This is a genomic window from Bartonella sp. CM31XJBT (assembly GCF_028618555.1).
Classification (GTDB): domain Bacteria; phylum Pseudomonadota; class Alphaproteobacteria; order Rhizobiales; family Rhizobiaceae; genus Bartonella.
Genome location: NZ_JAQITD010000002.1, coordinates 111,195 through 136,877 on the forward strand (window position 1 = coordinate 111,195; position 25,683 = coordinate 136,877).

The 25,683-nt window shown below is 37.4% G+C and carries 21 protein-coding genes and 3 pseudogenes; 16 read left to right on the forward strand and 8 right to left on the reverse strand.

All coding sequences use genetic code 11. From position 1 onward, the window contains the following. Positions 1-17: 17 nt before the first annotated feature. A pseudogene (locus tag PVV63_RS01990) lies at positions 18-771 on the reverse strand (phage integrase central domain-containing protein); the annotation flags it as partial. 41 nt (positions 772-812) lie between these two features. Next, complete coding sequence (locus PVV63_RS01995) at positions 813-1,247, reverse strand: DUF488 family protein (protein ID WP_273790408.1); 435 nt, start codon at positions 1,245-1,247, stop codon at positions 813-815. Between the two features lie 161 nt (positions 1,248-1,408). On the opposite strand from PVV63_RS01995, the gene PVV63_RS02000 reads away from it, so the two are divergent. From PVV63_RS02000 to PVV63_RS02015, 4 genes are all read left to right on the forward strand, one after another. Continuing rightward, complete coding sequence (locus PVV63_RS02000) at positions 1,409-1,768, forward strand: hypothetical protein (RefSeq protein ID WP_273790409.1); 360 nt, start codon at positions 1,409-1,411, stop codon at positions 1,766-1,768. A gap of 111 nt (positions 1,769-1,879) precedes the next feature. Further along, complete coding sequence (locus PVV63_RS02005; RefSeq protein ID WP_273790410.1) at positions 1,880-2,062, forward strand: hypothetical protein; 183 nt, start codon at positions 1,880-1,882, stop codon at positions 2,060-2,062. 303 nt (positions 2,063-2,365) lie between these two features. Continuing rightward, entirely contained in the window at positions 2,366-2,647 is a 282-nt protein-coding gene (locus PVV63_RS02010; protein ID WP_273790411.1) for a hypothetical protein, read from the forward strand. A 135-nt stretch (positions 2,648-2,782) separates the two neighbouring features. Beyond that, a complete protein-coding gene (locus PVV63_RS02015; RefSeq protein ID WP_273790412.1) occupies positions 2,783-3,187 on the forward strand; it encodes a hypothetical protein in 405 nt (134 codons plus the stop codon). Between the two features lie 100 nt (positions 3,188-3,287). Here PVV63_RS02015 and PVV63_RS02020 read toward each other — a convergent pair whose 3' ends face one another. Continuing rightward, positions 3,288-3,488 carry an AlpA family transcriptional regulator gene (locus PVV63_RS02020; protein ID WP_015856172.1) on the reverse strand — a complete coding sequence of 67 codons (201 nt, stop codon included), beginning with the start codon at positions 3,486-3,488 and terminating at the stop codon, positions 3,288-3,290. 209 nt (positions 3,489-3,697) lie between these two features. Then, positions 3,698-4,865 (reverse strand): annotated as a pseudogene (locus PVV63_RS02025) (tyrosine-type recombinase/integrase). 677 nt (positions 4,866-5,542) lie between these two features. On the opposite strand from PVV63_RS02025, the gene PVV63_RS02035 reads away from it, so the two are divergent. From PVV63_RS02035 to PVV63_RS02045, 3 genes are all read left to right on the forward strand, one after another. Next, positions 5,543-7,306: an outer membrane beta-barrel protein gene (locus PVV63_RS02035; protein ID WP_273790413.1), complete on the forward strand. Its 1,764-nt coding sequence runs from the start codon at positions 5,543-5,545 to the stop codon at positions 7,304-7,306. A 248-nt stretch (positions 7,307-7,554) separates the two neighbouring features. Further along, positions 7,555-10,470: an isoleucine--tRNA ligase gene (gene ileS / locus PVV63_RS02040; RefSeq protein WP_273790414.1), complete on the forward strand. Its 2,916-nt coding sequence runs from the start codon at positions 7,555-7,557 to the stop codon at positions 10,468-10,470. A gap of 177 nt (positions 10,471-10,647) precedes the next feature. After that, on the forward strand, positions 10,648-11,139 hold the full coding sequence (locus PVV63_RS02045; protein ID WP_273790415.1) for a hypothetical protein: 492 nt from the start codon (positions 10,648-10,650) through the stop codon (positions 11,137-11,139). Between the two features lie 644 nt (positions 11,140-11,783). Here the strand turns inward: PVV63_RS02045 and PVV63_RS02050 are convergent. Then, positions 11,784-12,230: a nucleoside deaminase gene (locus PVV63_RS02050; RefSeq protein WP_273790416.1), complete on the reverse strand. Its 447-nt coding sequence runs from the start codon at positions 12,228-12,230 to the stop codon at positions 11,784-11,786. 270 nt (positions 12,231-12,500) lie between these two features. Between PVV63_RS02050 and PVV63_RS02055 the strand changes: the two genes are divergently transcribed. From PVV63_RS02055 to PVV63_RS02065, 3 genes are all read left to right on the forward strand, one after another. Further along, a complete protein-coding gene (locus PVV63_RS02055; RefSeq protein ID WP_273790417.1) occupies positions 12,501-13,901 on the forward strand; it encodes a pseudouridine synthase in 1,401 nt (466 codons plus the stop codon). Next, the gene (gene rsmD / locus PVV63_RS02060) at positions 13,882-14,448 is read left to right on the forward strand and encodes a 16S rRNA (guanine(966)-N(2))-methyltransferase RsmD (RefSeq protein WP_273790418.1); all 567 of its coding nucleotides are present in this window, start codon (positions 13,882-13,884) and stop codon (positions 14,446-14,448) included. Before PVV63_RS02055 ends, rsmD begins: the two co-directional genes overlap by 20 nt. Positions 14,449-14,993: 545 nt before the next feature. Then, positions 14,994-15,443: a hypothetical protein gene (locus PVV63_RS02065; RefSeq protein ID WP_273790419.1), complete on the forward strand. Its 450-nt coding sequence runs from the start codon at positions 14,994-14,996 to the stop codon at positions 15,441-15,443. 210 nt (positions 15,444-15,653) lie between these two features. Here PVV63_RS02065 and PVV63_RS02070 read toward each other — a convergent pair whose 3' ends face one another. Further along, positions 15,654-15,800 (reverse strand): hypothetical protein, encoded by a 147-nt coding sequence (locus tag PVV63_RS02070; RefSeq protein WP_273790420.1) that lies wholly within the window; start codon positions 15,798-15,800, stop codon positions 15,654-15,656. 1,374 nt (positions 15,801-17,174) lie between these two features. Here PVV63_RS02070 and PVV63_RS02075 point away from each other — a divergent pair. The 6 genes and pseudogenes from PVV63_RS02075 to lpxK all read left to right on the forward strand — a co-directional run bounded on the left by PVV63_RS02075 (position 17,175) and on the right by lpxK (position 23,352). Next, entirely contained in the window at positions 17,175-18,506 is a 1,332-nt protein-coding gene (locus PVV63_RS02075) for a TldD/PmbA family protein (protein ID WP_273790421.1), read from the forward strand. Beyond that, complete coding sequence (locus PVV63_RS02080; protein ID WP_273790422.1) at positions 18,493-19,299, forward strand: 3'(2'),5'-bisphosphate nucleotidase CysQ; 807 nt, start codon at positions 18,493-18,495, stop codon at positions 19,297-19,299. The genes PVV63_RS02075 and PVV63_RS02080 overlap by 14 nt, the downstream gene beginning before the upstream one ends. Before the next feature lie 46 nt (positions 19,300-19,345). Continuing rightward, positions 19,346-19,591 carry a DUF4170 domain-containing protein gene (locus PVV63_RS02085; protein ID WP_273790423.1) on the forward strand — a complete coding sequence of 82 codons (246 nt, stop codon included), beginning with the start codon at positions 19,346-19,348 and terminating at the stop codon, positions 19,589-19,591. 261 nt (positions 19,592-19,852) lie between these two features. Beyond that, positions 19,853-20,128: pseudogene (locus PVV63_RS10445) on the forward strand (hypothetical protein); the annotation flags it as partial. Positions 20,129-20,999: 871 nt separating this feature from the next. Next, entirely contained in the window at positions 21,000-22,322 is a 1,323-nt protein-coding gene (waaA, locus tag PVV63_RS02090) for a lipid IV(A) 3-deoxy-D-manno-octulosonic acid transferase (RefSeq protein WP_273790424.1), read from the forward strand. Continuing rightward, a complete protein-coding gene (lpxK, locus tag PVV63_RS02095; protein WP_273790425.1) occupies positions 22,312-23,352 on the forward strand; it encodes a tetraacyldisaccharide 4'-kinase in 1,041 nt (346 codons plus the stop codon). The genes waaA and lpxK overlap by 11 nt, the downstream gene beginning before the upstream one ends. A gap of 19 nt (positions 23,353-23,371) precedes the next feature. On the opposite strand, the gene PVV63_RS02100 is transcribed toward lpxK, so the two are convergent. Both PVV63_RS02100 and mutL read right to left on the reverse strand, forming a co-directional pair. Next, entirely contained in the window at positions 23,372-23,608 is a 237-nt protein-coding gene (locus tag PVV63_RS02100) for a DUF2093 domain-containing protein (RefSeq protein WP_273787833.1), read from the reverse strand. Positions 23,609-23,717: 109 nt separating this feature from the next. Then, complete coding sequence (gene mutL / locus PVV63_RS02105) at positions 23,718-25,586, reverse strand: DNA mismatch repair endonuclease MutL (protein ID WP_273790426.1); 1,869 nt, start codon at positions 25,584-25,586, stop codon at positions 23,718-23,720. Positions 25,587-25,683: the final 97 nt, after the last annotated feature.

A 25,683-nucleotide genomic window follows, 5' to 3' on the forward strand; every position in this document is an offset into this window, starting at 1 on the left:
AGCGGTGCTTTGTGAGGCTAACTTTTTTGGAGCTTTTTGATTGCTTCAAGGGAAAGTTTTTACGGTCTGCACTCTTTATATCAAGGGATGCCATTTTATCTTCGGTTCAACCAAAAAGCGCTTTCATTTGTGAAACCGTAGCACCAGCATTGGCAGTATGTTTTGCTGCTAATTTTTGCAATCCGTGCGCTGATTTTTTAATACCCGCCGCATTACATGCTTCACGAAAGAGGTTTCCAAAACTTTCTTTGATAAGCTTATTTCCATCTTTACCACAAAAGAATGTTTCATCACCTATGGGACCAATTTTAAGGGTTGCCTCTAGTTCTGGTAAAACAAGCCCGTATAAAGAAGAAGGTTAATCCAGACGCGTTCATGTGTACCATGTGACCAACGGTGATAATATTTGTCTATGTCCTCTTCTAGCCATGGCAGTAATCCCTCACTGTTTAAAGATTTTGGTGCTTTTATATTAAAGGCAGGATTTTTATTTAAAAGGGCATTATCAACCGCCCAATTAAAGAGACCGTTTAAAGAGGTCAAAAAATGTTTTGCTGCTGCGAGAGTATGTCGCCTTCTGTCTACGGCGTCAAGGATATGGTGTCTTTCTATACTTTTATATGCACGATCAGCAATATGTTTAGAAACATTATTCAGAATTCGATATTTAACTTTTTGAGTAGATTCTGATTGATTATGCCATTGCATGCTTTGTAAATACTGATGCAATAACCAATCGAAAGAGCCTTTTGTAAGTCTGGTTATTTTCTTGATTTGCGTACAATCCACCCGTAGCGTGAATCATGCATTACTTAAAAGTTGTTAGGAATGGGGAGAGGGCTAGAGGTTGTAAATGCCCCCATATGTAAAAAGTTTGTAAGTTTATTTTTTAAAATGTGCTTAATTTCATATTTCCAATCAGACAATTGAGTGAGAGCTAATGCGAGTTGTCCTCTATGACACATGTATACATTGGCTTCAAAACAGGTGATAGCAACGCGCTTTTTTAAAAAAATTTGATATAATTTGTTTATTGCACAAGAATTATTCTTGAGAGTTGTATTTTGATAATCTTCAAAAAGGCGGTCATAATCTTTTTGTGTTTTCAAATTTCTTCGTTTTTCAAAAGCAATTCCAAATTCAGGTATATGCATATATTTAATATCAATATTGCTTATAGCTTTCTCTAATTGTCTTTTCGAAAATCCGAGGTTTCTACTTATTGAATTTTTACGAACATCACACAAAAGTTTAATATTATTTTTGATCAGTTGATTGAGATAGTCCCCAGAGGATTTTCTTTCATAGCCAATGGTAAAAAAATAAAGCTCTCATCTTTAGCAGGCTGTATGATGATATTTTTGATGTTACACACATTTAATTTCCTTAGTAAATGGGTGGGGGCTCTATGAGCGCCTCTTTCCAAAAGGATAAATCCTCTAGTGATTATCATAGTGTTGTGGAGCAATCAGGCATCAAAACCGGTGATGGCGGCTTTAATATCATTGTTAAAGACAAAACGACCCTAACGGGAGGTATCATTGTCAGCAGCGCACCGGCAGACAAAAACAACTTGATCACAGGAAGCATAAGCACCAGTGATATAACCAACAGTGCACATGCTCAAGCTAGCAGCCAAGGGTTTAGCATTTCTGGGAATGACACGATAAAAAACATTGCCAAAAATGCTTTAAGTCACGGCAAAGCCCATGATGGAGCGGAAGGATATACAAATCCGCTATCAGCGGTGCACCATCATCCTCACTGATACAACTGGACAGAGGGCGATGGGGCAAGATGCTGGACAAATCATTGGCTCTCTCTCTCAACCACAACACCGCAGCAGTCCACCAGGGCTGTCGCACCGATAGATGCCATATTGCTTGAGGGCATCGTTCATAATCGCTTAGACATGATCAATGATTTATCGGATGAAGGTCTTGGATACTGGGACAAAGTGCGCGAAATGACAAATGTCAAAGAGCATCCAGTAGGTGAGGTTGAGCATGATGAAAATGGCAATGTCCTCTATTTAACTGATGAAAATGGAGAACCTATATAAAGACAGTGATGGAGAATATATTACTCTGTATCACTTTTTAAAAGCTGAAGATGAGCAGCCAGCATTTACAAGTTGGTTCTGATGGTAACAGGCGTATGTTCTAAAATGGCATTTTTAACACATCCGATGATGCTGCGTGTTATGCTGTCCAATTTGCTGACAATGATCATGGTCCCCTTTATTTTACATACTTCCCACAAGCTAAAGACTGGGAAGTGGAAATAGGGATAGCGATTTTTCAGAAGCTTCTGGAAAGTAAACTTTTTTTGATTGACCAATTCAACCAAGAAATTCCAGGATACAATGTATCTTTATGGCAATACAGGATTGCATATTGATGCCCATAGTTGTGGCAGTTTGACAGGCTTTAATATGCTGAATTCTTTCAAACAAGAAGGTATGCACGGGATAGCCGACAACACGAATATCAATTTCTATAGACCAGCCTTTAATGTTTTAGTTGCATCTGGTCTGTTAGGTTATGTGAGTGATGGCAAACAAACTACTATTGGCTTTGATGGGAATAGATATGACTTTGTAAGCAGAATTATTGGTGTATACCTACGAGACAATACCTGCTGGTAGTAACGTTTGGAAAGAATGATTGAGAGTGGCTACAAATCCCATAAGTTCCCATACCTGTCTTGGAGATGCGGGCCAAGCATGTCGGTATATTTACGGCTCATCCAATCGAGTACAAGTCCCTTTAAGGAGGAACAAATGAAACAAACTCTAAAATTATTAAGCGCTGTAACTTTGTTCAGTATAGCCGGATGTCAATTTAACAAACCTCCTCTAGGAGAGGTGACAGCGTGGAAGAAACCAGGAGCAGATTTTACAGAGGTAGGAAAAGCCTTGTTAGAATGTGGAATGCCAACACCTTATTATACCGATCCAGAAAGCAGAAAGCTAAGTAACAATGCATGGGCAACAATTCATGCGTGTATGGTTCAATCAGGTTTCCATTATGAAAATGAACATGAGGGAGGATGGTGTTATACTTTTAGAGACGAAAACCTTCCCATTTGTCGTCCAGGCACTGTCATACCACAGCGAAGTGTCAAGAAGCGCTTAAATAGCCCTTATTGTAAAAAGCATTCAGAACAACTTGAATGCAAACCTTAGGTCTTGCTTCAGCAGAGAAAGCCTTGAATTTACACCAAATAAAGCTCTAGGTTGATGAGCTTGAGAAAGCCTTGTCCGTCCTTACGTGACAAGGTTTTTTTTATGCCGCGTCGTTATAACGTTGCTGCTTTGCTTGCTCGATGACATTCAAAAGATCTGATTGTAACCAACGCGATAAAAAACCAAATTTTAAAGGTTTTGGGAGAGAGCCATTAGTTACATGACGGCGAAATGTTGAAACACTCATATGAAGCAATTTTGCACTTTCACGGTCTGTTAAAAGAATATCATTTTCTGTCATAATAATTTCCTTTCACTATAAAAAAATGGTAACAAATCATAAGCATTTATTAACCATATTTTTGTTCATTTTTGAAGGTATTTTATTTATAGAAAACAATATTTTATCATACAATTTCTGATGTGATAATTTATGACTCTTATTGAGAAAGAATGAGAGACAAGAGAGTTAAAGTTATCCACAGATAAGGGGGTTATTCACCCCATATCTTAAGATTGACCTGTGACATAAGCCGCCCATTTATCCATATAAACGCGGCGCTGTTCTAGATAATCAGTCCGACGATAGGCACGCTCTACTTGCCCTCCTACTGTATGACTTAGAATGGTTTCAGCGACCTCATAGGGGGCATCGGTTGTTTCAGCAAGCCAATTGCGTAAACTAGAGCGAAATCCATGGGGGCAGGCGTTTAGTCCAGTCTGTTGCATATATTGTGACATACAGCGTGCAGCGAGGGGACCCCGACCGGTTACAGAAAAGAAAAAATCATTGCGAGAAAGCAGCCACGCTTGTTTTAAGATTTCTAATGCTTCTGATGATAGAGGCACGCGAAACTCTTCTGTAGTATCACGTCGACCTTTCATATTTTCAGCAGGGATTGTCCAGATATCGCCATCAACTTGGTCTTTATGAATATGACACAAAGGGTTGGTACGAACGCCTGTCAGAATAAGCAAACGCAAAGCCAGTTGTGTTATGGTTGATGCTTCACAGAGTGTTTTATAAAAAGCCGGCACATCTCTCCAATCCATGGCTGGTAAGCTTTGTTTTTTATGACGTTGTTTGCCTAAGAGAGCTTTTGCTTTTTCTACTGCTTGTAAATCAACATCTAACCCTAATGCAGCCGCATGTTTGAGACAAAGATTAAGACGCATCAGTGCTGTTCGAGCAGTTCCAGCTTTTGTATGCCAAATAGGGGCAAGAACATTGCGTATCTCTGTTTGTGTAATCTCAGAAACGGGAAGACAGCCTAATTTGGGCAGAATATGAAGGCGTAATGGTAAAAACCAATCCCCATCTTTACCATCATTTTTTAATTCAGCTTTACGACTTTCAAAAGCATCCAACGCGATATCTTTTAAATAATGGAGATTGCTTATTGCTTCACGCTTTTGTTTTTCACGTTCTTTAATAGGATCACGACCTTCACGAAGAACAGAACGCCACCCAGTTGCCAATTCACGAGCTTGTTTTAAAAAAACATCTTGCAACGCACACAAACCCATTTCACGGCGCCGACCATGAATGGTATAACGGTAAATCCATTGAGCACCGCCATCTTTACGTTTGTGAAGAAGCAAGCCGGCACCATCATTATATTTGCCAGCTCGTGGGTGTTGCGACAGCCCTTGCATTAAGACGGTTCATAAGAACCATTTTTAGTCCTTTCTTATATAAATTTTATCCACACACTCATCCCACTTGTTATGTGCAAATAGTGGTTTTGATTGATTCAAGATAAACAGATTTAAAATGATAGAATCTTACAGTATTAGTTTTTTCATTCAATATGAAAACAATAAGTTATCATTATAAATCAAAGTGATGCGTGATGAAGATGTTTATGCAAAGAATCTAAAAGTTTTTTTGCGAGTGTTTGAATAAGTCCTTTGTTTTTCTGAATTTTAGATACAAAATACTATTGCTAAAGTACTAAAAGTAGATCATGCTGGTAAATAGATGAAACTTTGATGGCGCTTTGTTTTAAAAAAGGCAATATTTGATTTCACTGTTTGCGCTGGCATTGATTTTGCAATAACAGATAATAGTTTATTGTATGCAGAATACTGTTATTCAGATTTCGGTAAAAAGAAATTTATAAAGAATATTATCATTAACAGTTATGCGAAAATTTAATGAAAATGAATCCAACTTTAATACACATAATTTTAGTGTGATTTATTTTACAAATTCTCATGGAATGCAAAATTAAAAGTTTAAGAAGCCTTATTTTCAAAAATTCTTTATTTTTTTGTGAGTGTGTCATTTTTGCTACAGATCTTTCAAAAAAGATGCTCTATATACATTTCATTTTGGATATTTGGAGAGATTTTATGAATACAAAACGTTTAATAACAGCGTCTATTTTTTCTTTAATTTCAGCGTCTACAGCACTAGCTGCTGATGTTATAATTCCTCATCAGCCAGCATCATCGACTTCTTCTACCATTATCGCGCCTACTTTTTCATGGACAGGTCTTTATTTAGGTGTTCAAGCGGGTGGTTTTTCGAGCAAAGCTGATATGGCTCTTGTTGGTCAAGAAAAGAGTTTACCACTGGATAAAGAGTTCTCTCCTAAACTTTCAGGTTTTGCAGGTGGTTTTTATGCAGGTTCTAATATTGATCTCGGTGACAACTTTATTTTTGGCGTCGATACGGATTTAATGATATCTGGAAAAAAACACACAAAGACCATTACTATAGGTGCAGCTGATAACACTACAGTAGAAAATGCAGTCGTAAGATCCCGCAGATCTGCAGAAACACCAGCATCAGCGTCAACAGTATCACAAACGCTAAGTTCACAATCGCAAGTATCTGGAAAATCAGCTGCGCCAAAACCAGCAGAAGGAAAGGTACAAAAGTTGCAAGGGGAAGCGAGCACTAACGCTAATCCAAAAACAACAGAAAATACCGTATCATCCACCACACCACAAACGTTACCAAACTCAACAATAGATACGTCAGCACAGGGATCAGAATCAGCAAAAATAGTATCAGGAGCGTCATCAGTAAGGTCAACTCCAACAGCAGAATTAAAGGCAAAAGTGCAATTAGTACCATCTTCATTAGCAAGATCAGACACAGGAGAGACATTGGTAAGCCGAGTAAGTGAATCAAAACCAGTTTCACTGAAACCAGCATCCTCCAACCCAGAGGCAGGAGCACCAGAGCAGTCAAAGTCGCTCGTATTGGCAAAATCAGCTACAGGAGAGCAACCGTCAAAAGTAGGGAGAAGTGGATCAAGCGTTTCTGTGCAATCAATGCCTGTACAACCAGCTGTAACAAAACAAATACCATCTATCCCATCAACAGGATCAGAATCGAGTAAACCAGCAGAAAAAACACCTACATCGGTGCAACTATCAGCAGTAGAAAGAACAGTATCGAGCGCACCACTTGTACTAGCGAGATCAAGATCATCCTCTGGTTCAGAGACAAAAGCTTCTAATGGAACAAGCGGAGCCCAACAGGGAGGTCATCATAGTTCTTCCCATGGTAGCGGAAATGCTAATTCGCGTGGTGCATCTCATGCAGGTGGGCATGGCTCTGGCGCTCATGCGCATGGTGCTAATCCACATGCTTCTAGTTCTCATGGTGGACAGAATATGGCTGGACACGGTGCACAAAGTACACAAGTGGTGGATAAGAACGATTCCAGTGTGTATGGTATAGAACAAATAAAAAAGATGGCTTCTGAACTTGGTCTTGATCAAGAGTATGAAGTTGAAACGTTAAGTCATACTTTCAAACAAAATTGGGGTGGTGCTACACGGGTACGTATTGGTTTTGCTGCTGATCGCTTTATGCCTTATCTTGCTGGTGGTATTGCTTATGGGCAATTCCAAGACACTGTATCAATATCCGTTAAGGATGAGGATGGAAGAGTCGTTTCTTCTAAGAACTTAGCTGATGAAACAAAAACCATGATTGGTTACACACTTGGTGGTGGCGTTGATTTCTCGCTTCTGGATAATGTGATTGTACGTGCAGAATATCGTTACTCTGATTTTGGTAAAAAGAAATTTGCAAAGGAAAAACTTGAAGTTAACTACAAAACCAATGATTTCCGTGTTGGTGTAGCTTATAAATTCTAATTTTTTAAAGAGTAAATTTCTAAGAGGCTCCACTGTCAGTGGAGCCTTTATTTTTTAAAAGATCACTTTTTGGTTTCTTTTCTTGTGAATTTCATGATAAAGCCCATAGAGTGTGATGATATATTTTCCTGATCGCTGCTTAATACGAATGATAAGCTCGGCTTTCCCTATAGATAAAAACCAGAGTTGCAGGGTTCAGGGAAGTTATGCAAAAATGAAATCGTAAAAGTGGACAGGGATATTTCACAATGGCTGTGAAAAATGAAACAATAGATTATTCAAAAACTCTTTATCTCCCACAGACAAATTTTCCTATGCGTGCAGGGCTTCCGCAAAAAGAGCTTGAATTGATGGCGCGTTGGGAAGATATGGGGCTTTATGCGCAATTGCGCCAACAAGCAAAAGATCGTCCATTTTATATTCTTCATGATGGTCCACCTTATGCAAATGGTCATATTCATATCGGGCATGCTTTAAATAAAGTTCTAAAGGATGTGGTTGTCCGTTCATTCCAAATGCGCGGTTTTAATGCAAATTATGTTCCTGGTTGGGATTGCCATGGGCTTCCAATTGAATGGAAAATTGAAGAAAAATATCGAGCACAAGGAAAAAATAAGGATGAGGTGCCTCTTAACGAGTTTCGTCAAGAATGCCGTGAATTTGCACAGCATTGGGTAACCGTTCAAAGTGAAGAATTTAAACGCCTTGGTGTTGTGGGAGATTTTAACGCGCCTTATACTACAATGGCTTTTCATGCAGAAGCACGCATTGCCAGTGAATTGATAAAATTTGCTATGTCAGATCAGATTTATCGTGGTTCCAAGCCAGTGATGTGGTCTGTTGTGGAGCGTACGGCCTTGGCAGAGGCTGAGATTGAATATCATGATCATGAATCAGAGGTGCTTTGGGTTAAGTTTCCTGTTTTTGAAGCAAATTCTGATGATTTATATGGTGCTCATGTCGTCATTTGGACAACAACACCGTGGACAATTCCAAGCAATCGTGCAGTGAGTTATTCTTCGCAAATTTCTTATAGTATTTACGAAGTTGAAAGTGCTGAAAATGATTTTGGTCCTCAAGTGGGAGAAAAGCTTCTTTTTGCAGACGCTTTAGCGATGAGTTGTGGAGAAAAAGCCAAACTTGTTTTGAAGCGTTTGCGTGTTATTTCTTCTGAAGAGTTGAAAGCTCTTGTTCTTTCTCATCCACTCAAAGGTTTAGCTGGAGGGTATAATTATAAAATTCCATTGCTTGATGGTTCGCACGTAACAGAGAGTGCTGGTACAGGTTTTGTCCATACAGCACCAAGCCATGGGCGTGAGGACTTTGAAATTTGGAATGATTATAAGTCCTTACTGGAGCAAGCGGGGATTGATTCATCTATACCGTTTCCTGTTGATGATGCAGGGTTCTATACGAAAGATGTTCCAGGTTTAGGACCAGATCGTGAAGGAGGACCTGCACGTGTTATTGATGATAATGGAAAAATGGGTGACGCCAATAAAGAGGTCATTAACGCTTTAATTAAAGCAGATCGATTGTTTGCACGGGGGCGTTTAAAGCATTCCTATCCCCATAGTTGGCGTTCAAAAAAACCCGTTATTTTTCGCAATACACCACAATGGTTTATTTCAATGGATAAAGATTTTGGGGATGGTTCAACTTTACGTAGTCGGGCTTTGGAAGCTGTTTCAAAAACGCGTTTTGTGCCATCTTCTGGACAAAACCGCCTAGCTTCTATGATAGAGGATCGTCCTGATTGGGTTCTTTCTCGTCAGCGTTCTTGGGGGGTTCCTATTTGTATTTTTGCGAATGAGGATGGTGTTATTCTAAAAGATGAAGGTGTGAACGAGCGTATTTTACGGGCTTTTGAAGCAGAAGGGGCAGATGCATGGTTTGCTGAAGGAGCACGTGAACGTTTTTTAGGTGAGCGTGCACATGAGCCTTGGGTACAGGTTTATGATATTTTGGATGTTTGGTTTGATTCTGGAGCAAGCCATAGCTTTGTGTTAGAAGATCGGGCTGATTTGAAATGGCCTGCTGATGTTTATTTTGAAGGTTCAGATCAACATCGCGGATGGTTCCAATCTTCTCTTTTGGAAAGCTGTGGTACGCATGCTTGTTCTCCCTATAAAGCCGTGATCACACACGGTTTTACTTTGGATGAGAATGGTAAGAAAATGTCTAAATCTTTAGGCAATACGGTTGTTCCGCAAGAGATCATTAAAACATCTGGAGCTGATATTTTTCGTCTCTGGGTTATGACAACCGATTATTGGGAAGATCAGCGTTTAGGCAAAAAAATTCTTCAAACAAATGTGGATTCATATCGTAAACTACGCAATGCAATTCGTTGGATGCTAGGAACTCTAGCACATGATGATGGGGAAGAAATATCTTATGGTGCACTGCCGGATCTTGAAAAATTTATATTGCATAGGCTTTTTGAACTTGATCAGTTGATTAATCGCGCTTACGATGAATTTGATTTTAAAAAGATTATGCGTGCATTATTGGATTTTTCAATCATTGAGTTATCGGCATTTTATTTTGATATCCGCAAGGATTCTCTTTATTGTGATGCGCCTTCATCAAAAAAACGCAAGGCCTCCTTGCAGGTTGTCCGTGAGATTTTTGAGCGTATGGTAACATGGCTTTCTCCAATGTTGCCTTTTACTATGGAGGAAGCTTGGTTAGAGCGTTATCCAGAAAGCCAATCGGTGCATTTGGAACAATTTCGCTCTGTACCAGAAGAATGGCAAAACCAATCTTTGGCTGAGCGTTGGAAAAAAATTCGGCAGGTCCGTAAAGTTGTGACAGGTGCTTTAGAGCTTGAACGTGCTAATAAGCGTATTGGATCCTCTTTGGAAGCTGCGCCTATTGTTTTTATTTCCAATCTGGTTTTACGAGAGGCATTAGAAAATGTGGATATGGCGGAGATCTGTATTACCAGTGCACTCACAATTAGGCAGGACACGATACCTTCCGATTCTTTTACTTTGAATGATGTTGAAGGTGTTGGTGTATATCCAGAGAAGGCATTAGGAAAAAAATGTGCTCGATCATGGCGTTATACACAAGATGTTGGGAGTGATCCAGCTTATCCGGATGTATCTGCTCGTGATGCAGCTGCTTTGCGGGAACTACAGATTCTTGGTAAGATTTAAAATTTTAAATCAAGGGAAAGGAGTACAAGTATATTTCTCATATTGATGAATATAGTTTTTTGTGGTACAAAGTAAATTCCGTTGTTTTTTCTGCAGGGGGGAAATTTGTGTATGGACCGTTCTCTCATAAATAACGGGAATATTAATCAGCCATATACTTAGGAAATGGAATAGGCAGTGAGAAAACGTGAAGTAAAAATATTTCCAATAGGAATTTTAGGGATGTGCTTTGTTCTAACGGGATGCAATTTATCCGCTCCTACCTATGGTACCAATAAACCGGTTTCGATACAGTTTTTTGAAGATGTTGCTAATATTACTTCATTAACACCAACAAATAATAGCAGCCAGATTGTTATGAAACCTCATCCAAAACTTGTAATACCAAGCCCTAGTTCACGCAGATTTTTGCCGGTACCACAACAAGATAGATCTGTCAATGAAATGGAAGCATCGAAGAAGAATCAAGGAAATACTCCTTTTCCTCATAAAGGATCGTCAGTTAATGGCGCTGGTTCAGAAAACCCTTCACAGTTGAATGCGAAGCAACGACAGGAATATTTACGTCGTCAGAGAGCACAAGTTGGAAGTTCAAAATACCGTCGCTATCTCACTGAACCACCTTTAAGTTATCGCCAACCGGCAAAAACCGCACCTATTGGTCGATAAGGGAAAGACAAAATATTTAAAGTAAAGTATTTTTCCAATTACTTATGATACTAAGCTCTCATTCACGCACAGTTATAATGCTGTTGGAGGAGGGGTGTTATTCTCATGAAATAGCAATATGACAACAGCATCGAGAGAGTACTTCATGCGTTTCCTAACAAGAAATATTTCTCAAGTTCATTTTGCAACATCGTTCATGTGGATAGTATAACGTAAAATCTATTGTACTCCACTATCTTGATGCTTAGGAAGGAGAAAGCTGATACCATCATTTTATTTTCCAGACTCCAGTTGCGACAGTTCTTGCATTTGAGAGCCTTCATAAGAGACATTTTTAGTCTTTTCTAAAACGTTCTTTATCCAGACGATAATCCCGCTTATGATGTGCAAGAAAGTGATTTTTATTGCTTCAATGTAATTTGAAAGAGAGTATATCTACGATATGTTGGAATTTATATTTTATTATACAAAATAATGAATTATTCTTATGAATGAATGTATCATCTAATAGAAGCAATATGCAGGATTAAAAGAGAGAAAAATGCTTCGAAATAGCTTTTACTATATATGTCAGAAGAATTAATAGTCTTTTTGAGAAGTAGGATAGTTTTTTAAGAGTGAAAGTTATGGAAGAAGAATTGTTTTTAGTATCGCTTTTGTACAAAAAAATCTTTAAGTAATTGAGCAGCTTCTTTTTCTTTAAAACCAGAATAAATCTCAGGTTTGTGATGACAGGTTGGTTGCTGATAAAAACGTGGACCATTTTCTATAGCACCCCCTTTGGGATCATTTGTTGCGTAATAGAGACGACGTATGCGTGCAAATGAAATGGCAGCAGCACACATAGCACAAGGCTCAAGTGTTACATAAAGATCGCAATCAGGAAGCCTTTCATTTTGCAATGTTTCGCAAGCCATACGGATTGCGCGTATTTCTGCGTGTCCTGTAGGGTCATATGCAGATTTTATAAAGTTACCAGCGCGTGCAATGATAGCTTTTCCACGTGTAATGACAGCACCTACGGGAACTTCATCTTTTTTTGCAGCCTCTTGTGCTTCTAAAAGGGCTATTTCCATGGGCGTCAAAGTCATAATATTCTTTCTACTGAAGGTATGGAAAATCTAAAGGTTATCTCGATAAGGAATGCTATAGAATGAATAATTTATTACGCTTTTATAATGAAAAGAATACCTCTATTTTTTTTAAGAGTTTAAAACAAACTTGCAAGTCGGCAGATACATTATTGTCGTTAAAGGATAGAAAATGATAAATGATTATGCTACTTCATTTTTCAGGATAAGCGGTATGGTGCATGTGAATAATTTTCTGAACATACTTGCAAAGATTGGTTTGAAACGCAAATGAATGAAAATAATGAGAGTGAACGAATTGCTAAAAGGTTAGCGCGTGCTGGTATTGCTTCGCGTCGAGATGCAGAAATGATGATTGTTGCAGGTCGTATTTCTGTGAATGGTAAAGTCGTGACAACGCCTGCTTTTAATGTTAGCCGCTCTGATGTTATTAAAGTTGATGGCAAACCTTTACCTCCTATAGAACGAACGCGTTTATGGCTTTACCATAAGCCAGCAGGTCTTGTCACCACGAACCGTGATCCTGAAGGCAGACCTACAGTATTTAGTAATTTACCAAAAGGAATGCCGCGTGTTCTTTCTGTTGGAAGGCTTGACATTAACACGGAAGGGCTTTTGCTTTTAACCAATGATGGTGGCTTAGCGCGTGTATTAGAGCTTCCTGTAACGGGGTGGGTCCGCAAATATCGCGTCCGTGCTCATGGAAGAGTAAAACAGAGTGCGCTGGATAACCTTAAAAATGGTATTGCGATTAATGGTATTTTTTATGGTTCGATTGAAGCATCAATTGAACGTGAACAAGGGTCGAATGTATGGCTTTCTGTTGCGTTGCGTGAAGGAAAAAATCGTGAAATAAAGAATGTTTTAGGGGCATTGGGATTATCAGTTAATCGATTAATCCGTGTATCCTATGGTCCATTTCATCTCTCTGATTTAGAAGAAGGAGCCGTGCAAGAGTTAAAAGGGCGGATGTTACGAGATCAGTTGGGGGAGCGTTTGATTATGCAAGCCAATGCAGATTTTGATGCTCCTATTCTGAAACCCTTTTCAAATTCTGCAGTTGTTGCAGAAAAGCAAAGCCAGAAAGATCTTTCTGTTGCAAATGATGGTTGGGTTTTCTCAAGTGAAAGGGCGATACGACGCCGACCAAGAGATGGTTCTGTTGAACATAGTCGCGCGCAATTAAGTACAAAGTCTCATGAGAATGTAAAGAAGGAGAAAAGTGAAGAAGGAAAAGCAGAGCGTTTTCTACCGCGTTCTCGCCGTGCTAATGTTTGGATGGCTCCTGGTGCACGTCCGCAAAGTGCACGTAGAAAGCCTTCCTATAGTGAGGAGAAATCGCATGATCATAAGAGCGATTTGGATGGTAGAAAGTCCTTTCATCGAGGCAAGGAAAAACTAAAAGAAAGTCCGTCACACAAAGAGAAGAGGAAAAGTTTTGTTCAAAAACGTGGAAAAACATCTTATGACGAGACGCATCCCTTTGGTAAGAAAGATCGCTTTTTAAAGGATAAAGAGAAAATGATAAAAGGTGATCATGATGAACATTCTTTTGAGAGAAAGAAAAAGGTAAAATCGTTTGGTGGTGCTATGAAAAAATCTAAACCACATAGGGACGGTGCAAAAACTTCGAAGCGATTTGGAGGTCCACGTGCGGATCATAGGCGGTAAATTTGCTGGGCGTGTTTTGTTTTCGCCTGTTAATCAGTCGATTCGCCCAACGAGTGATCGTACACGTGAGAGCCTTTTTAATATTCTTTCTAGCCGTGAAGAACAATTTTGGACCAATAAACGCATTCTTGATCTTTTTGCTGGTACTGGTGCTTTAGGCATCGAAGCACTTTCACGTGGAGCAAAGGCGGCTGTTTTTGTTGAAAACTCGGTTGAGGGGCGTGGGTTGCTTCAAAAAAATATAGAAGCCTTTGAATTACAGTCGATAGGACGGATTTTACGTCGTGATGCGACCAAACTTGGCAATATTGGCACAATGCTTCCATTTGATGTTATCTGCGCTGATCCTCCTTATAGCCGTTGTTTAGGTGAACGTGCTTTCGTAGAAGCTTTGCGAGGGGGGTGGGCAAAAGCTGATACACTCTTCATACTTGAAGAAAAGAAAGATACAATGATTCATTTACCTGATGTCTTTTATTTAGATGATGAGCGGTTTTATGGTGAGACAGCAATACGTCTCTATAAATTACGATCGCTTACATCTTGAGAAAGTTCTTGTTTTTATCCGATAGGATGAAAAAATGCTTCTTCACAGTTTTCTTCATTTTATATGGTTTTTAAAAGGTTAAGCAGAAAATCAATAAAAGATTCTAATGTTAAAGGAATTGATGAATTTTTATTAGCTTTAATACAGAAGGATGTTTTTTCTCCAATAGGATATATATTCCTCGATAATAGTTATGATCTTTTTTATCTAATTTCTTTCTGCCATACCTTAATCATCACATTTCATCAGCAGTTGAAAGCTTTAAGCTATGCAGTCTGCATTTATATCTTATATGATGCGTAACTTCTATTTTTGTTATTGTATGAACTTAAAACAGATATTTTTTATTTAAGGTAGACAATAGTGTTCATTTATCCTGAATATTTGTGTGTTTAGTTTAGTAATATCGCTTGTTGAGTTAATCATTACATATTAAGTAAATCTGAGAGTATTAATTATCTTATCGTTGTGCAGCTTTAAGGATACTTTTTTATATTATTCTTTATCACTAAAGATAAGTAATTTGTAAAAAAGGGGAGATTATCGTGTTTAATTGGATATATAGTGAAGAGATTAGTACAGAAGCAAGTGCTGAGCAAATTTGGGCTATATGGGAAGATGTGGCATCATGGCCTTGCTGGGATAGTGAACTTGAGTGGGTAGAACTTTCTGGTCCTTTCAAAGAAGGTGCTATAGGACGCATGAAACCTAAAAAGGGACCTACAGTAACTTTTACACTTGATAAAGTTATAAAAAATGTTTGTTTTTCTGATTATGCTAAACTTCCTTTTACACGTATGAGTTTTGATCATGAATATATTTGTTCAACAAAATCGGGTTCTTCAAATAACAAAATTCGTCATACTGTAACCATGTCTGGTTTATTTTCTCCTTTCTTTGGAATGATTATTGGGTCAAAAATTAAGTTACATCTTCGCGATGCAATGATTGAAATGAGCAGACGTGCTCTTACTGAAAACAAAAGCATCTCGTAAGGGGGGCATTTATAAAGAAGTTAATACCTTAAAAAAGGTGCAGAAATCTTAGCCTTGTTAGAATGAAATCAGTTATGAGTATATAGCAAATCGATGAGCTATGATCTGTTTTTTAGTTAGTCGTTGAAATCGTGTCAAATCATCTGAGAAAATTAATTTTGCACCAAAGATCTTATAAAAGCCATTGAATTTTATTCAATATATAAAAGCTTATAAGGCGCGCATTTTTACTGAAAATAAAGAAAGTTGTAGAAGCTTATTTCTGCTCTTGTGAATCTGTAGGTTGATATTGTCATGATATTTGCCAGTTTCTAATGTTGCGATAGTTTTTGATTTGAGAGCATTCATAAAAGACATTTTGACTCCTTCTTAAATAGTTTTTATTCATACGCCCCTTACTGATGATATGCTCGCAAATAGTTGTGATTGATTCAACATGAATAGGTTCGAAACGGAGAAAATTTAATGATATTTGATTCTTTTATGCAAATTACAAAATGATCAATTATGATTATAAATCAAAGTGTTTTTTTGATTAAAAGATTATAAGAACAGATAATTTCTTTGATTACTTTTCTAGAGAGTGCAGTTCTAAAAGGCTCTAGATGATAAAATAAAACCTCCCTTAATTTTCGTAAAAATTAATCTCGTATCGTTGTATGTATTTGGTTTAAATGTTTAAAAAGCGATTTTTTAAAATGCGCACAGATATCCCAGTTTCTGCAAATATTTTTGTATCTATTAAAACAATTATGAGCGATAAACTTGCCCAAATTAATTGGAAGAATATGCTTATTGTAGATTGAATTGAACAATAGATACAACATTGAGTTTTATATAAAAGTTTTATTGATTATCGTTTTATAAAAATATTACGCTTCTTTATTTTTTAATGGAAGGAAAAGAGGAAGGAGTGTAGTTCTTAAATCAAAATCTATCCAGTATTTTGGGATTTTTGTTTCAGGAAAAAGAAGTCTATTAAGTTATATCTGTTTAGTAACAAAATAACCAGTTAAGGATGAGGCATGAAAAATGAGATGCTCTTGATTAGACGCATTAGAAACGAGAGAGAATGTTATGATTATAACTTATTTCTGATAAATATAAAAAATGAGTTCTTTGTGATATCACGCTTATGAGAATAAAGAAGCTAATGACTGCTCATTTTGTTGAAGCAATAACGCAAGAAAAATTTTTTTATTCCGTTTATATTTTTTTGTTTACAAGATTGCCATCTTATTATGAGAGAGTTTATAGAAGCAAAGAAGTATACACAAATATAAGGCATTTTCTTGATTCTTGCTTGGAAATTAAAGAATGCTATAGGAATGAAGGAAGTTATTTGACTATCCAGAGGACATAAGGCTTGTGACTTAAGTCATTTTATACTTTTCGAATTTTTGAGGATTTTGGCTTAAATTCAAATGTTATTGTTAGGCCTTTTGTTAATTGCCAAATTTTCGGTTGATTTGATTGTCAGTACAGATTGGATTATCTAAAATGATAAGGGCCCATGAGAAATCTTGAAACTAAAGAGATTTTACGGCATATACAGCATATTACGTCTTTTCATAAAGAAGCTAAAAGGGAAATGATTTAATGCATTAAAAAAAAGAATGCATGAAATATGCATAATCTTATGAATAAACATACAAGAGTTATATTCTGATTTATATCAATTTGTCAGAATGCTTATCAATGTAAATAATAAAATATTTTAGGGAGTCTATGATGACTGACAAAAACCAGATTGAGAAAGCAGTTTCGCTGGTTGAAGCAGCAAGGCGTTCTGGGGCAGATGCTGCTGATGCTGTTATTGTTCATGCTCATTCTACCAGTGTATCAGTTCGTTTTGGGAAAGTTGAATCGACAGAAGCAGCAGAGAGCAATGATTTTACTCTAAGGGTTTTTGTTGGAAAAAAAGTAGCAAGTGTTTCTGCTAATTTAGGATCTTATCCGCAAGAACTTGCGGAACGTGCTGTTGCGATGGCTAAAGCTTCTCCCGATAGTTTATTTGAAGGTTTGGCAGATAAAGAGTGTTTGGTTAAGCATCCTAAAGATCTTGATCTTTTTGATGATTTTGTACCTAGCAGTCATTTTTTAACAGAAGATGCTTTAAAAACGGAGGCAGCAGCTCTTGATATTAAAGGTGTAAGCAATTCTGGTGGCGCTGCAACAGCTTATGGCCGTAGTGGGTTTATTCTTGTGACCAGCGATGGTTTTTGTGGAGCCTATCGCTCAAGTTGTTTTTCACGTTCTTGTAGTGCTCTTGCAGGTGAAGGAACACAGATGGAGCGGGATTATGATTATACAACAGCCTTACATTTTTCTGATTTAGAGGCAGCAGAAACTGTGGGAAAGAATGCAGGGCTTGGTGCAGTTCGACGTTTGGGTGCAGTTCGTGCGGCAACTGGGGGCGTTGATGTTATTTTTAATCCGCGTACGGCTCGTGGAATTGCAGGGCATATCGCATCTATGGTTAATGGAGCCTCTGTGGCTCGAAAAACGAGTCTTTTACAGAATTTTCTAGGTAAGGAAGTGATGAAGCCTAATGTTAATGTAACCGATCAACCTTTGCGATTACGTGGAAATGCTTCTCATCCTTTTGATGGAGAAGGGGTAGAGGGACAAACACTCAATATTATTGAAAATGGTATTTTAAAAAATTGGCTTCTTTCATCATCTACAGCACGTGAACTGGGACTTAAAACAAATGGACATGGTGTGCGTTCAGCATCATTAGTGCAGCCGACCAGTACAAATTTTGCTATTGAACCGGGTTTAGTATCGCCTTGCGATATGATAAAAGATTTGCGAAATGGATTTTATGTGACCGAATTATTCGGTCATGGCATTGATTTTATTACTGGTCAGTATAGTCGTGGGGCTTCCGGTTTTTGGATTGAAAATGGTGAAATTGCTTATCCGGTGAGTGAAGTAACGCTAGGCTCTGATTTGCTTCATATGTTAGCACATTTAACACCTGCCAATGATATTGATCGGCGTTATGGTACAGCAGCTCCAACATTATTAATTGAAGGGATGACACTTGCAGGAAAATAATACGCATCATTCTTCTGATTTAAATCTTTTGCGTGACGTTTGTCGAGAGGCAGGAGATTTAGCAATGCGGTATTTTGGATGCACGTTGGATGTCTGGATTAAAGAAGGTAATTCCCCGGTCAGTGAAGCAGATTTTGCTGTTGATCATTTCTTGAAAGAGAAGCTTCTTGGAGCTCGTCCAAATTATGGATGGATTTCAGAAGAAACAAAAGATAATCGAGAAAAACAAGATTATTATGAGCGCTCTTTTGTTGTTGATCCTATTGATGGAACGCGTGGTTTTCTTTCTGGCAGTCCTTATTGGTGTATTTCGGTTGCCATTATTGAGAATGGGCGTCCTATTGTGGGCGTACTACAATGTCCGGCTCAAGGAGATGTTTATACAGCTGTAACGGGTGGAGGGGCAACATTAAATGGGATAAAACTTCCTCGTTTAGCCTTTCAGGTTCATCGAAAATATAAAATTTCACTTGATAAATCGCTCGCACAAAAATTACCAGATGATTTCCTCAATCAAGTTAGTCTTTACCATTATCTTCCTTCTCTTGCTTATCGTATTGTTCTTGTTGCTCAAGATGAAATTGATATCGTATTAGTTCGTCCAAATTGTCATGAATGGGATATTGCCGCTGCTGATCTTATTTTGCAGGAGTGTGGAGGGTGTTTTTTATCGCTTGATGCCTCTTTACTATCTTATGGAATTGAACCTTACCAATATGGACTTTTAATTGCTGGTAAAAATAATTGCTGTCAAGATATGATAGATGTTGTTCGTCAAACAAAGTTAGTTTAATCACGTAAAAGCATGCTAAAATAATCTAAATAATATAGAGGCACATATGACTGAAACCAACGAAAAAAAACAATATTTACATCTTGTATTTGGTGGGGAATTAAAAAATCTTAACAGTAATCAATTCAAGAATCCCGATGATTTAGATGTGGTTGGTATTTTCTCAGATTATAAATCCGCTCAAGAAGCATGGCAGGCAAAAGCGCAAAGCAGTGTAGATAATGCATTACAACGTTATTACATTGTAGATTTGCATCAGTTTCTTGATGCTGAGTTAGGCGATGCAGAATAAAGCTTGAATATTTGGTTATTATAGCTTGTAGATTGCTGCACGCTTTTGTTTAGTCGTCCTTTTCATAGGTACTTTCTTCGAGTAAAATAGAACGTCGTAAAAAAGAATATGCTTGTTGTTTAAAATTCATATGTTTTCTTAAAAAAACATCTCTCAAGGCACCCAAACCCATTTCATAATAGTGTTCGTGCAAGGTATAAAATACATTGTTGCACCACCATCTTTGCGCTTAATAAAAATGTAAGAAAGTTCTATCAACCTATTTGCAACAGCAATATTATCATGACAGCGATCACTCGAATTTTATGATTATATTGTGAATAGTCACTCTGCTCTTGAATGAGGTATGAGACATTAATGCGTTAAGATTAATACAAAGAGTAGCATTATTAATGATACGAATTACTACTCTATTGAGATTATTAGCACTCCCTACTTATCCATTGGAATTTTTTCAACGAGTTATTACTATAAGCTTAGAAACCATGAAAGTTGTTAGAAACTTACCAAAATTAGAAACTTAGAGAAACTGAATAGATTTATAAAGTTAACTTACCTCATAAGGGCTTCTTGAGTACTCGTTTAAAACTACAATCTATAAGTTAGTCATTTTGTGTTGATTATATACAATCTTAAAAGGAATAAGATATCATGCAACCTCCTGAAAAGAGAGGATTTAAAATTTTGAAAACTCTTATTTAAATTGCTGTAAGACTTTTAAGAAATTCTCTATTAAACAAGATTAGATTTTTCTGGATTACCTTTAAGAGATGATATCACAATTTAAAATGAGAACTCTATACCATTCAAAAGTTTTTTTTTAAGATTTGTTTGACATATTCATTTTATTGAAATGAAATAATAGAGATTGAGCTTCCTTTTAAACATATTTTATTTATATTAGGTTGTAATGTCTATATGGATTATTTTTTGAAAAATTGACAATACCTAACATATGTAAAAATAAGTTTTTTTCTCTAAAATACCAACGTGTACAATTCAAAGCCTCACTAAAATCATAAGAAGTATTTATTCAGTGAGCTGAAAAAATATGTCATAGGTTGTATGGTATTTATCATTTATATTTTCAAAATTATAATTGATTGAAAAATAGTTTTGTTATTTTTGAGTAAGATTTTTATAGGGTGCAGAATGAAGTGATAAAATTTCATTAAAAGAGATTTAAATAATGTGTATATGTTATTTTTATAGGAAAGTTTTAAAAAAAATATGGTGATAAAATTGCATTTTTTGTCCTTTATATATTGAATTTTCTCATGGATTAAGCGTTTTTTATTTAAGATATGGATGATATTAAAAAAATACGGAAGCAACCACTAGTGTTGATGAATTTTTTAACAAAATAAGCATATAGATATCTTAAAATAGCTGGATGAGGTGATTTTAAATGGTAGAATTAAAGGCACATACGGCTCTTTTAAGCTATCGGATAATTGGTTTTTGCTTATGTCCTGTTATTCCTTTTTATTTGTTCTTTCGTGCTATTCGTGGAAAAGAAGAGTGGTGTCGCAAAAAAGAGCGTTTAGGTAAAAGTTCTCATGTACGCCCCCAAGGTTCATTGGTTTGGTTACATGCAGCAAGTGTTGGAGAAACACTTGCACTTTTTCCACTTGTAAATTATATTTTATCATTGAAAATCAATGTGTTAATAACAACTGGGACTGTGACATCTTCTACTCTTGTGAAAAAACATTTTGGTAATAGGTTGATTCATCAATATGCTCCTTTGGATTTAGATTTTGCAGTGCGCCGTTTTATTAGTCATTGGAAGCCTGATCTCGTCTTGATTTGTGAATCAGAAATTTGGCCCCTTCGTATTAAAGAACTTGCAAAAATGCGTATTCCGCAGATTTTGGTTAATGCCCATATGTCTGAACGTTCTTTTAAAGCTTGGCAAAAACGACGCGTTCTTGCCAAACATATTTTTAAGGATATTGATTTGGCGATTGGTCAAAACGAAAGAGATGTAGCTTATTACCATAAACTTGGCGTAAAATCTGTTACGTTTTCTGGTAATCTCAAGGCTGATGTTTTTCTGGTTGAAAATCAAGCATTGCTTGCACGTTATCGTAATGCTATCGGCAATCGCCCAGTTTGGGCAGCTGTTTCAACGCATGAAGGGGAAGAGGAGATTGCTTTTGAGGTCCATAAGATTGTTAAAAATTATTTGCCAGATTTATTGACAATTATTGTGCCTCGTCATCCTGAACGTTCAGAAGATCTTATCAGAAAATGCGATAATAAGGGGTTAAGTTTTATTCGTAGGAGTAGAGATGCTGTTCCAAACATGAATACCGATATTTTATGGGGAGATACCATTGGAGAAATGGGGCTTTTTCTTCGCTTATCGAAAGTTTCTTTCGTTGGTAAATCGTTATGTGGAAATGGTGGACACAATCCATTGGAATTGGCTTTACTTGGTTCCGCTATTTTGACAGGGCCCCATGTTTCAAATTTTCAAGAGATGTTCAAACAATTTCTAACGCATGATGCAGCATATATGGTTCAAGATACAAAACAGCTTGCTATTCAGGTGTATAAGCTTTTAACAAATGAAACATTGCGACAAGAAATGGTTGATAAGGCTCATGAAGTGGCGACAGGTATGGCAGGTGCACTTGAGCGCACATTAAAGATTTTAGATCCATTTTTACAACCCCTTGTAATACAAACAGGTTTACGTCAGCGTCAGGGTAGATATGCATATTAGCGCCCCCCATTTTTGGTGGAAAAATAAAAGCTTTTTGCGTTTTGTATTAGCCCCAGTTTCATGGGGGTATGGTTATTTTTCAAGTCGTTTTATGGCAAGACAGCCTCCCGTGATTAATCTGCCTGTTTTGTGTATTGGAAATTTTACATGTGGTGGTGCGGGTAAAACGCCGGTTGTTATTGCTTTTACCAAGGTGGCTAAAGAACTTGGTTTTGTACCTGGTATTGTATCTCGTGGTTATGGTGGATCAGTTAAAGGGGTACATCTTGTAAATGAGAAATATGATACTCCACACAATGTTGGAGATGAGGCACTTTTACTTGCACGGCATGCTTTTGTAGCTGTATCACCTAATCGTTATGCAGCGGCGCAACGGCTTAAGCAAGAGGGATGTAATCTTATTTTAATGGATGATGGATTTCAAAGTCGCCGTCTTTATATGGATTATGCGTTACTCGTTGTTGATGCGATGCGCGGTTTTGGTAATGGAGCTGTCTTTCCAGCAGGACCTTTGCGCGTACCATTAAAAACGCAGTTTTCTTTTATGGATAGTGTTTTATTGATTGGTCACTCCGATGTGCCTGATAATGTTGCTTTTCTTGTTTCGCGTACTGGAAAGCCTTTATATCGTGCTCATCTTAAAGCCAGTGCTTCTGATGAGGTTTCAGGAAAATCATTTTTGGCATTTGCCGGTATTGGCAATCCAGATAAATTTTTTAAATCTATTAAAGAATTGTCTGGTCATGTGGTGCAAACTTACATATATCCAGACCACTATTTTTTCACAGATGAAAATTTAAAAAGCCTTATACAAAAGGCTAAAATGCACAATTTATGGCTCGCAACAACAGCTAAAGATTATACCCGTATACAGACAATTCACACGCAAAAAGATTTGAAAAATCTTATTGTCTTTGATGTGAATGTCGATTTTGTTCAAAAAGACTTCTGTCGCATGGTTCTTGAGGAGGTCATGACCCGCTTTAGAAAACGTTCCCTTGAGTTTTCTTGTCTAAAAGGCAAAGGCTAAATTTATAGCTTTCAAAGGGTTATTTTTCTTTTGTTTTTAACAATTGCTTGAGATATGGGTTGCACTCAAGTTCACGTTGATAGGAGATTTCACAACTAGCATATGCTTCTTGGCGGTGATGATTCCAATATTTTAAATCATCTATAGGGATTTTTTGTCCGCTAACAGCACAAATAGTATAGGTACCATATTCTATAATGTCATATCCGTTATTAGAATAATGAATTTTTGCTTCGCGTTCACTATCGGAAAACATTATAACTCCTTTTTGCTTGATACAAGAGATTCAAGAAAAGTGCCATAAAATATATTATAAAGTCGAGAGTTAATTTAAAAATATTTTTCTTGTCAAAATGATGAAGAGTTTATTTTCTGCCAAAAAGCCGTTCTATATCTGCCAATTTGAGTTCAATATAAGTAGGGCGTCCATGATTACATGTACTTGTATTAGGTATTGCCTCCATTTGCCGTAATAGTGTGTTCATTTCTTCGGGGCGTAAAAGGCGCCCTGACCGTATTGAGCCGTGACAGGCCATCGTTGCTGCAACATAATCAAGCATTTCTTTTAAATTATTTGTTGTATCATACTCAGCGGCCTCATCTGCGAGATCTTTAATAAGGGCTTGGACGTTGATCTCTCCTAACATGGAAGGTGTTTCACGCACAACAATTGCTCCTAGTCCAAATGATTCTATTCCTAATCCAAATTTTTGCAAAGCATCTTTATGCGTTAAAAGACATGTTGCATCCTCTTCAGAGAGTTCTACAATTTCAGGAATAAGTAATAACTGTGAAGGAAGCGGTTTGGAATAAAGTGCATTTTTGAGTGCTTCATAAACCAATCGTTCGTGAGCTGCATGCTGATCGACAATGATCAAACTATCTTGTGTTTGGGCGATAATATAGTTTTTATGGATTTGTGCTCTGGCCGCTCCTAATGGATAAGATAACTCTTCTGATGAAGATGTAGTGCTTGGAATGTATGCATCCCCACTTGGTGTATTTAAGCCCTCCATAATAGGAGCGGCATCTTCTTTTAAATCAAAAGAGCTAGTACTATCCAATGGTTTTTGGACCATTGAAGCGCTGGTAAAATGATGAGGCTGTGAACTGTAAGAAGAGGACAGGTGCGTGTTCTTAAAATTGCCTAATGGTTGTTGTGCCAATGATTGTTGTGCCAATGATTGTTGTGTTTGAAATGCAGCAAGCATTGCTTCAGAACGGGTTGAGGTAGGACGAATACCAGATTGCTGCAATGCTTCACGAATAGCTCCAACAATCAAACCACGAATTAATCCTGGATCACGAAATCGTACATCAGCTTTGGCTGGGTGAACATTAACATCTACCTCAGCAGGTGGGAGATCAATAAAAAGAATAGCGACAGGATAACGATCTCGTGTCATGACATCAGCATAAGCACCTCGGATAGCGCCCCATAGAAACTTGTCACGCACGGGACGCCCATTAACATAAGCAAATTGATGAAGGCTGTTATTTCGGTTGAAAGATGGTAAACAGGCAAAACCTGTTAAGCGCACCCCTTCGCGTTCAGCATTCAGCGCAATGCTATTAGGGGCAAATTCTTTTCCCATAATTTGCGTAATACGTTGTAATTGTCCTTGAATATTATTTTCTGTAGCAGACAGTTCCATAGATGTTCTGTCTAATCCTGAAAGAGAAAAGCGGATATGTGGAAATGCAATAGCAATTCGCTTAATCATATCGCTAATAGCATTTGTTTCAGCCCGATCAGTTTTCATAAATTTTAATCGTGCCGGCGTGACAAAGAAAAGATCACGAACTTCAACAATTGTTCCAAGATTTGCAGCAGCTGGTTTGGGTCCTACAATTTTTCCTGCAGTAACGGAAATTTCAGCAGCGCTCTCAGCATCTTTTGTTCGTGAAATGAGTTTAAGTTTAGCAACAGAACCAATAGAGGGGAGGGCTTCTCCTCTAAATCCAAGGAAGCAGATATTGTGTACGTCATCGGTAATCTTTGAGGTACAATGGCGAGAAACTGCTAAAGTTAACTGATCTGCAGGAATTCCATAACCATTATCACTCACCTTTATAAAATTTTTTCCACCATTTGCTGTAATAATTTCAATGCGTGTTGCACCAGCATCAATAGCGTTTTCAACAAGTTCTTTGACAACATTTGCTGGTCGTTCAATAACTTCACCGGCGGCGATTTGATTAATAATATTTTCGCTAAGATGGCGTATAATCATAATAAATTCTAACAGGAATCTTAAGGGTTCTATAGAAAATTATGATAACATCATTTGCGCGACATTCAAGAACAAGAGAGCTGAGAGGTATTATTTT

Bases quoted from the DNA above. Each gene is read 5' to 3' on its own strand.
- PVV63_RS02000 (WP_273790409.1), top strand. From the start codon at position 1,409: ATGAGCGCCTCTTTCCAAAAGGATAAATCCTCTAGTGATTATCATAGT.
- PVV63_RS02085 (WP_273790423.1), top strand. From the start codon at position 19,346: ATGACTGAAACCAACGAAAAAAAACAATATTTACATCTTGTATTTGGT.
- PVV63_RS02020 (WP_015856172.1), bottom strand. From the start codon at position 3,488: ATGACAGAAAATGATATTCTTTTAACAGACCGTGAAAGTGCAAAATTG.
- PVV63_RS02075 (WP_273790421.1), top strand. From the start codon at position 17,175: ATGACTGACAAAAACCAGATTGAGAAAGCAGTTTCGCTGGTTGAAGCA.
- waaA (WP_273790424.1), top strand. From the start codon at position 21,000: ATGGTAGAATTAAAGGCACATACGGCTCTTTTAAGCTATCGGATAATT.
- PVV63_RS02015 (WP_273790412.1), top strand. From the start codon at position 2,783: ATGAAACAAACTCTAAAATTATTAAGCGCTGTAACTTTGTTCAGTATA.
- PVV63_RS02070 (WP_273790420.1), bottom strand. From the start codon at position 15,800: ATGTCTTTTATGAATGCTCTCAAATCAAAAACTATCGCAACATTAGAA.
- PVV63_RS02050 (WP_273790416.1), bottom strand. From the start codon at position 12,230: ATGACTTTGACGCCCATGGAAATAGCCCTTTTAGAAGCACAAGAGGCT.
- PVV63_RS02055 (WP_273790417.1), top strand. From the start codon at position 12,501: ATGAATGAAAATAATGAGAGTGAACGAATTGCTAAAAGGTTAGCGCGT.
- PVV63_RS02010 (WP_273790411.1), top strand. From the start codon at position 2,366: ATGTATCTTTATGGCAATACAGGATTGCATATTGATGCCCATAGTTGT.
- ileS (WP_273790414.1), top strand. From the start codon at position 7,555: ATGGCTGTGAAAAATGAAACAATAGATTATTCAAAAACTCTTTATCTC.
- PVV63_RS02100 (WP_273787833.1), bottom strand. From the start codon at position 23,608: ATGTTTTCCGATAGTGAACGCGAAGCAAAAATTCATTATTCTAATAAC.
- lpxK (WP_273790425.1), top strand. From the start codon at position 22,312: ATGCATATTAGCGCCCCCCATTTTTGGTGGAAAAATAAAAGCTTTTTG.
- mutL (WP_273790426.1), bottom strand. From the start codon at position 25,586: ATGATTATACGCCATCTTAGCGAAAATATTATTAATCAAATCGCCGCC.
- PVV63_RS02035 (WP_273790413.1), top strand. From the start codon at position 5,543: ATGAATACAAAACGTTTAATAACAGCGTCTATTTTTTCTTTAATTTCA.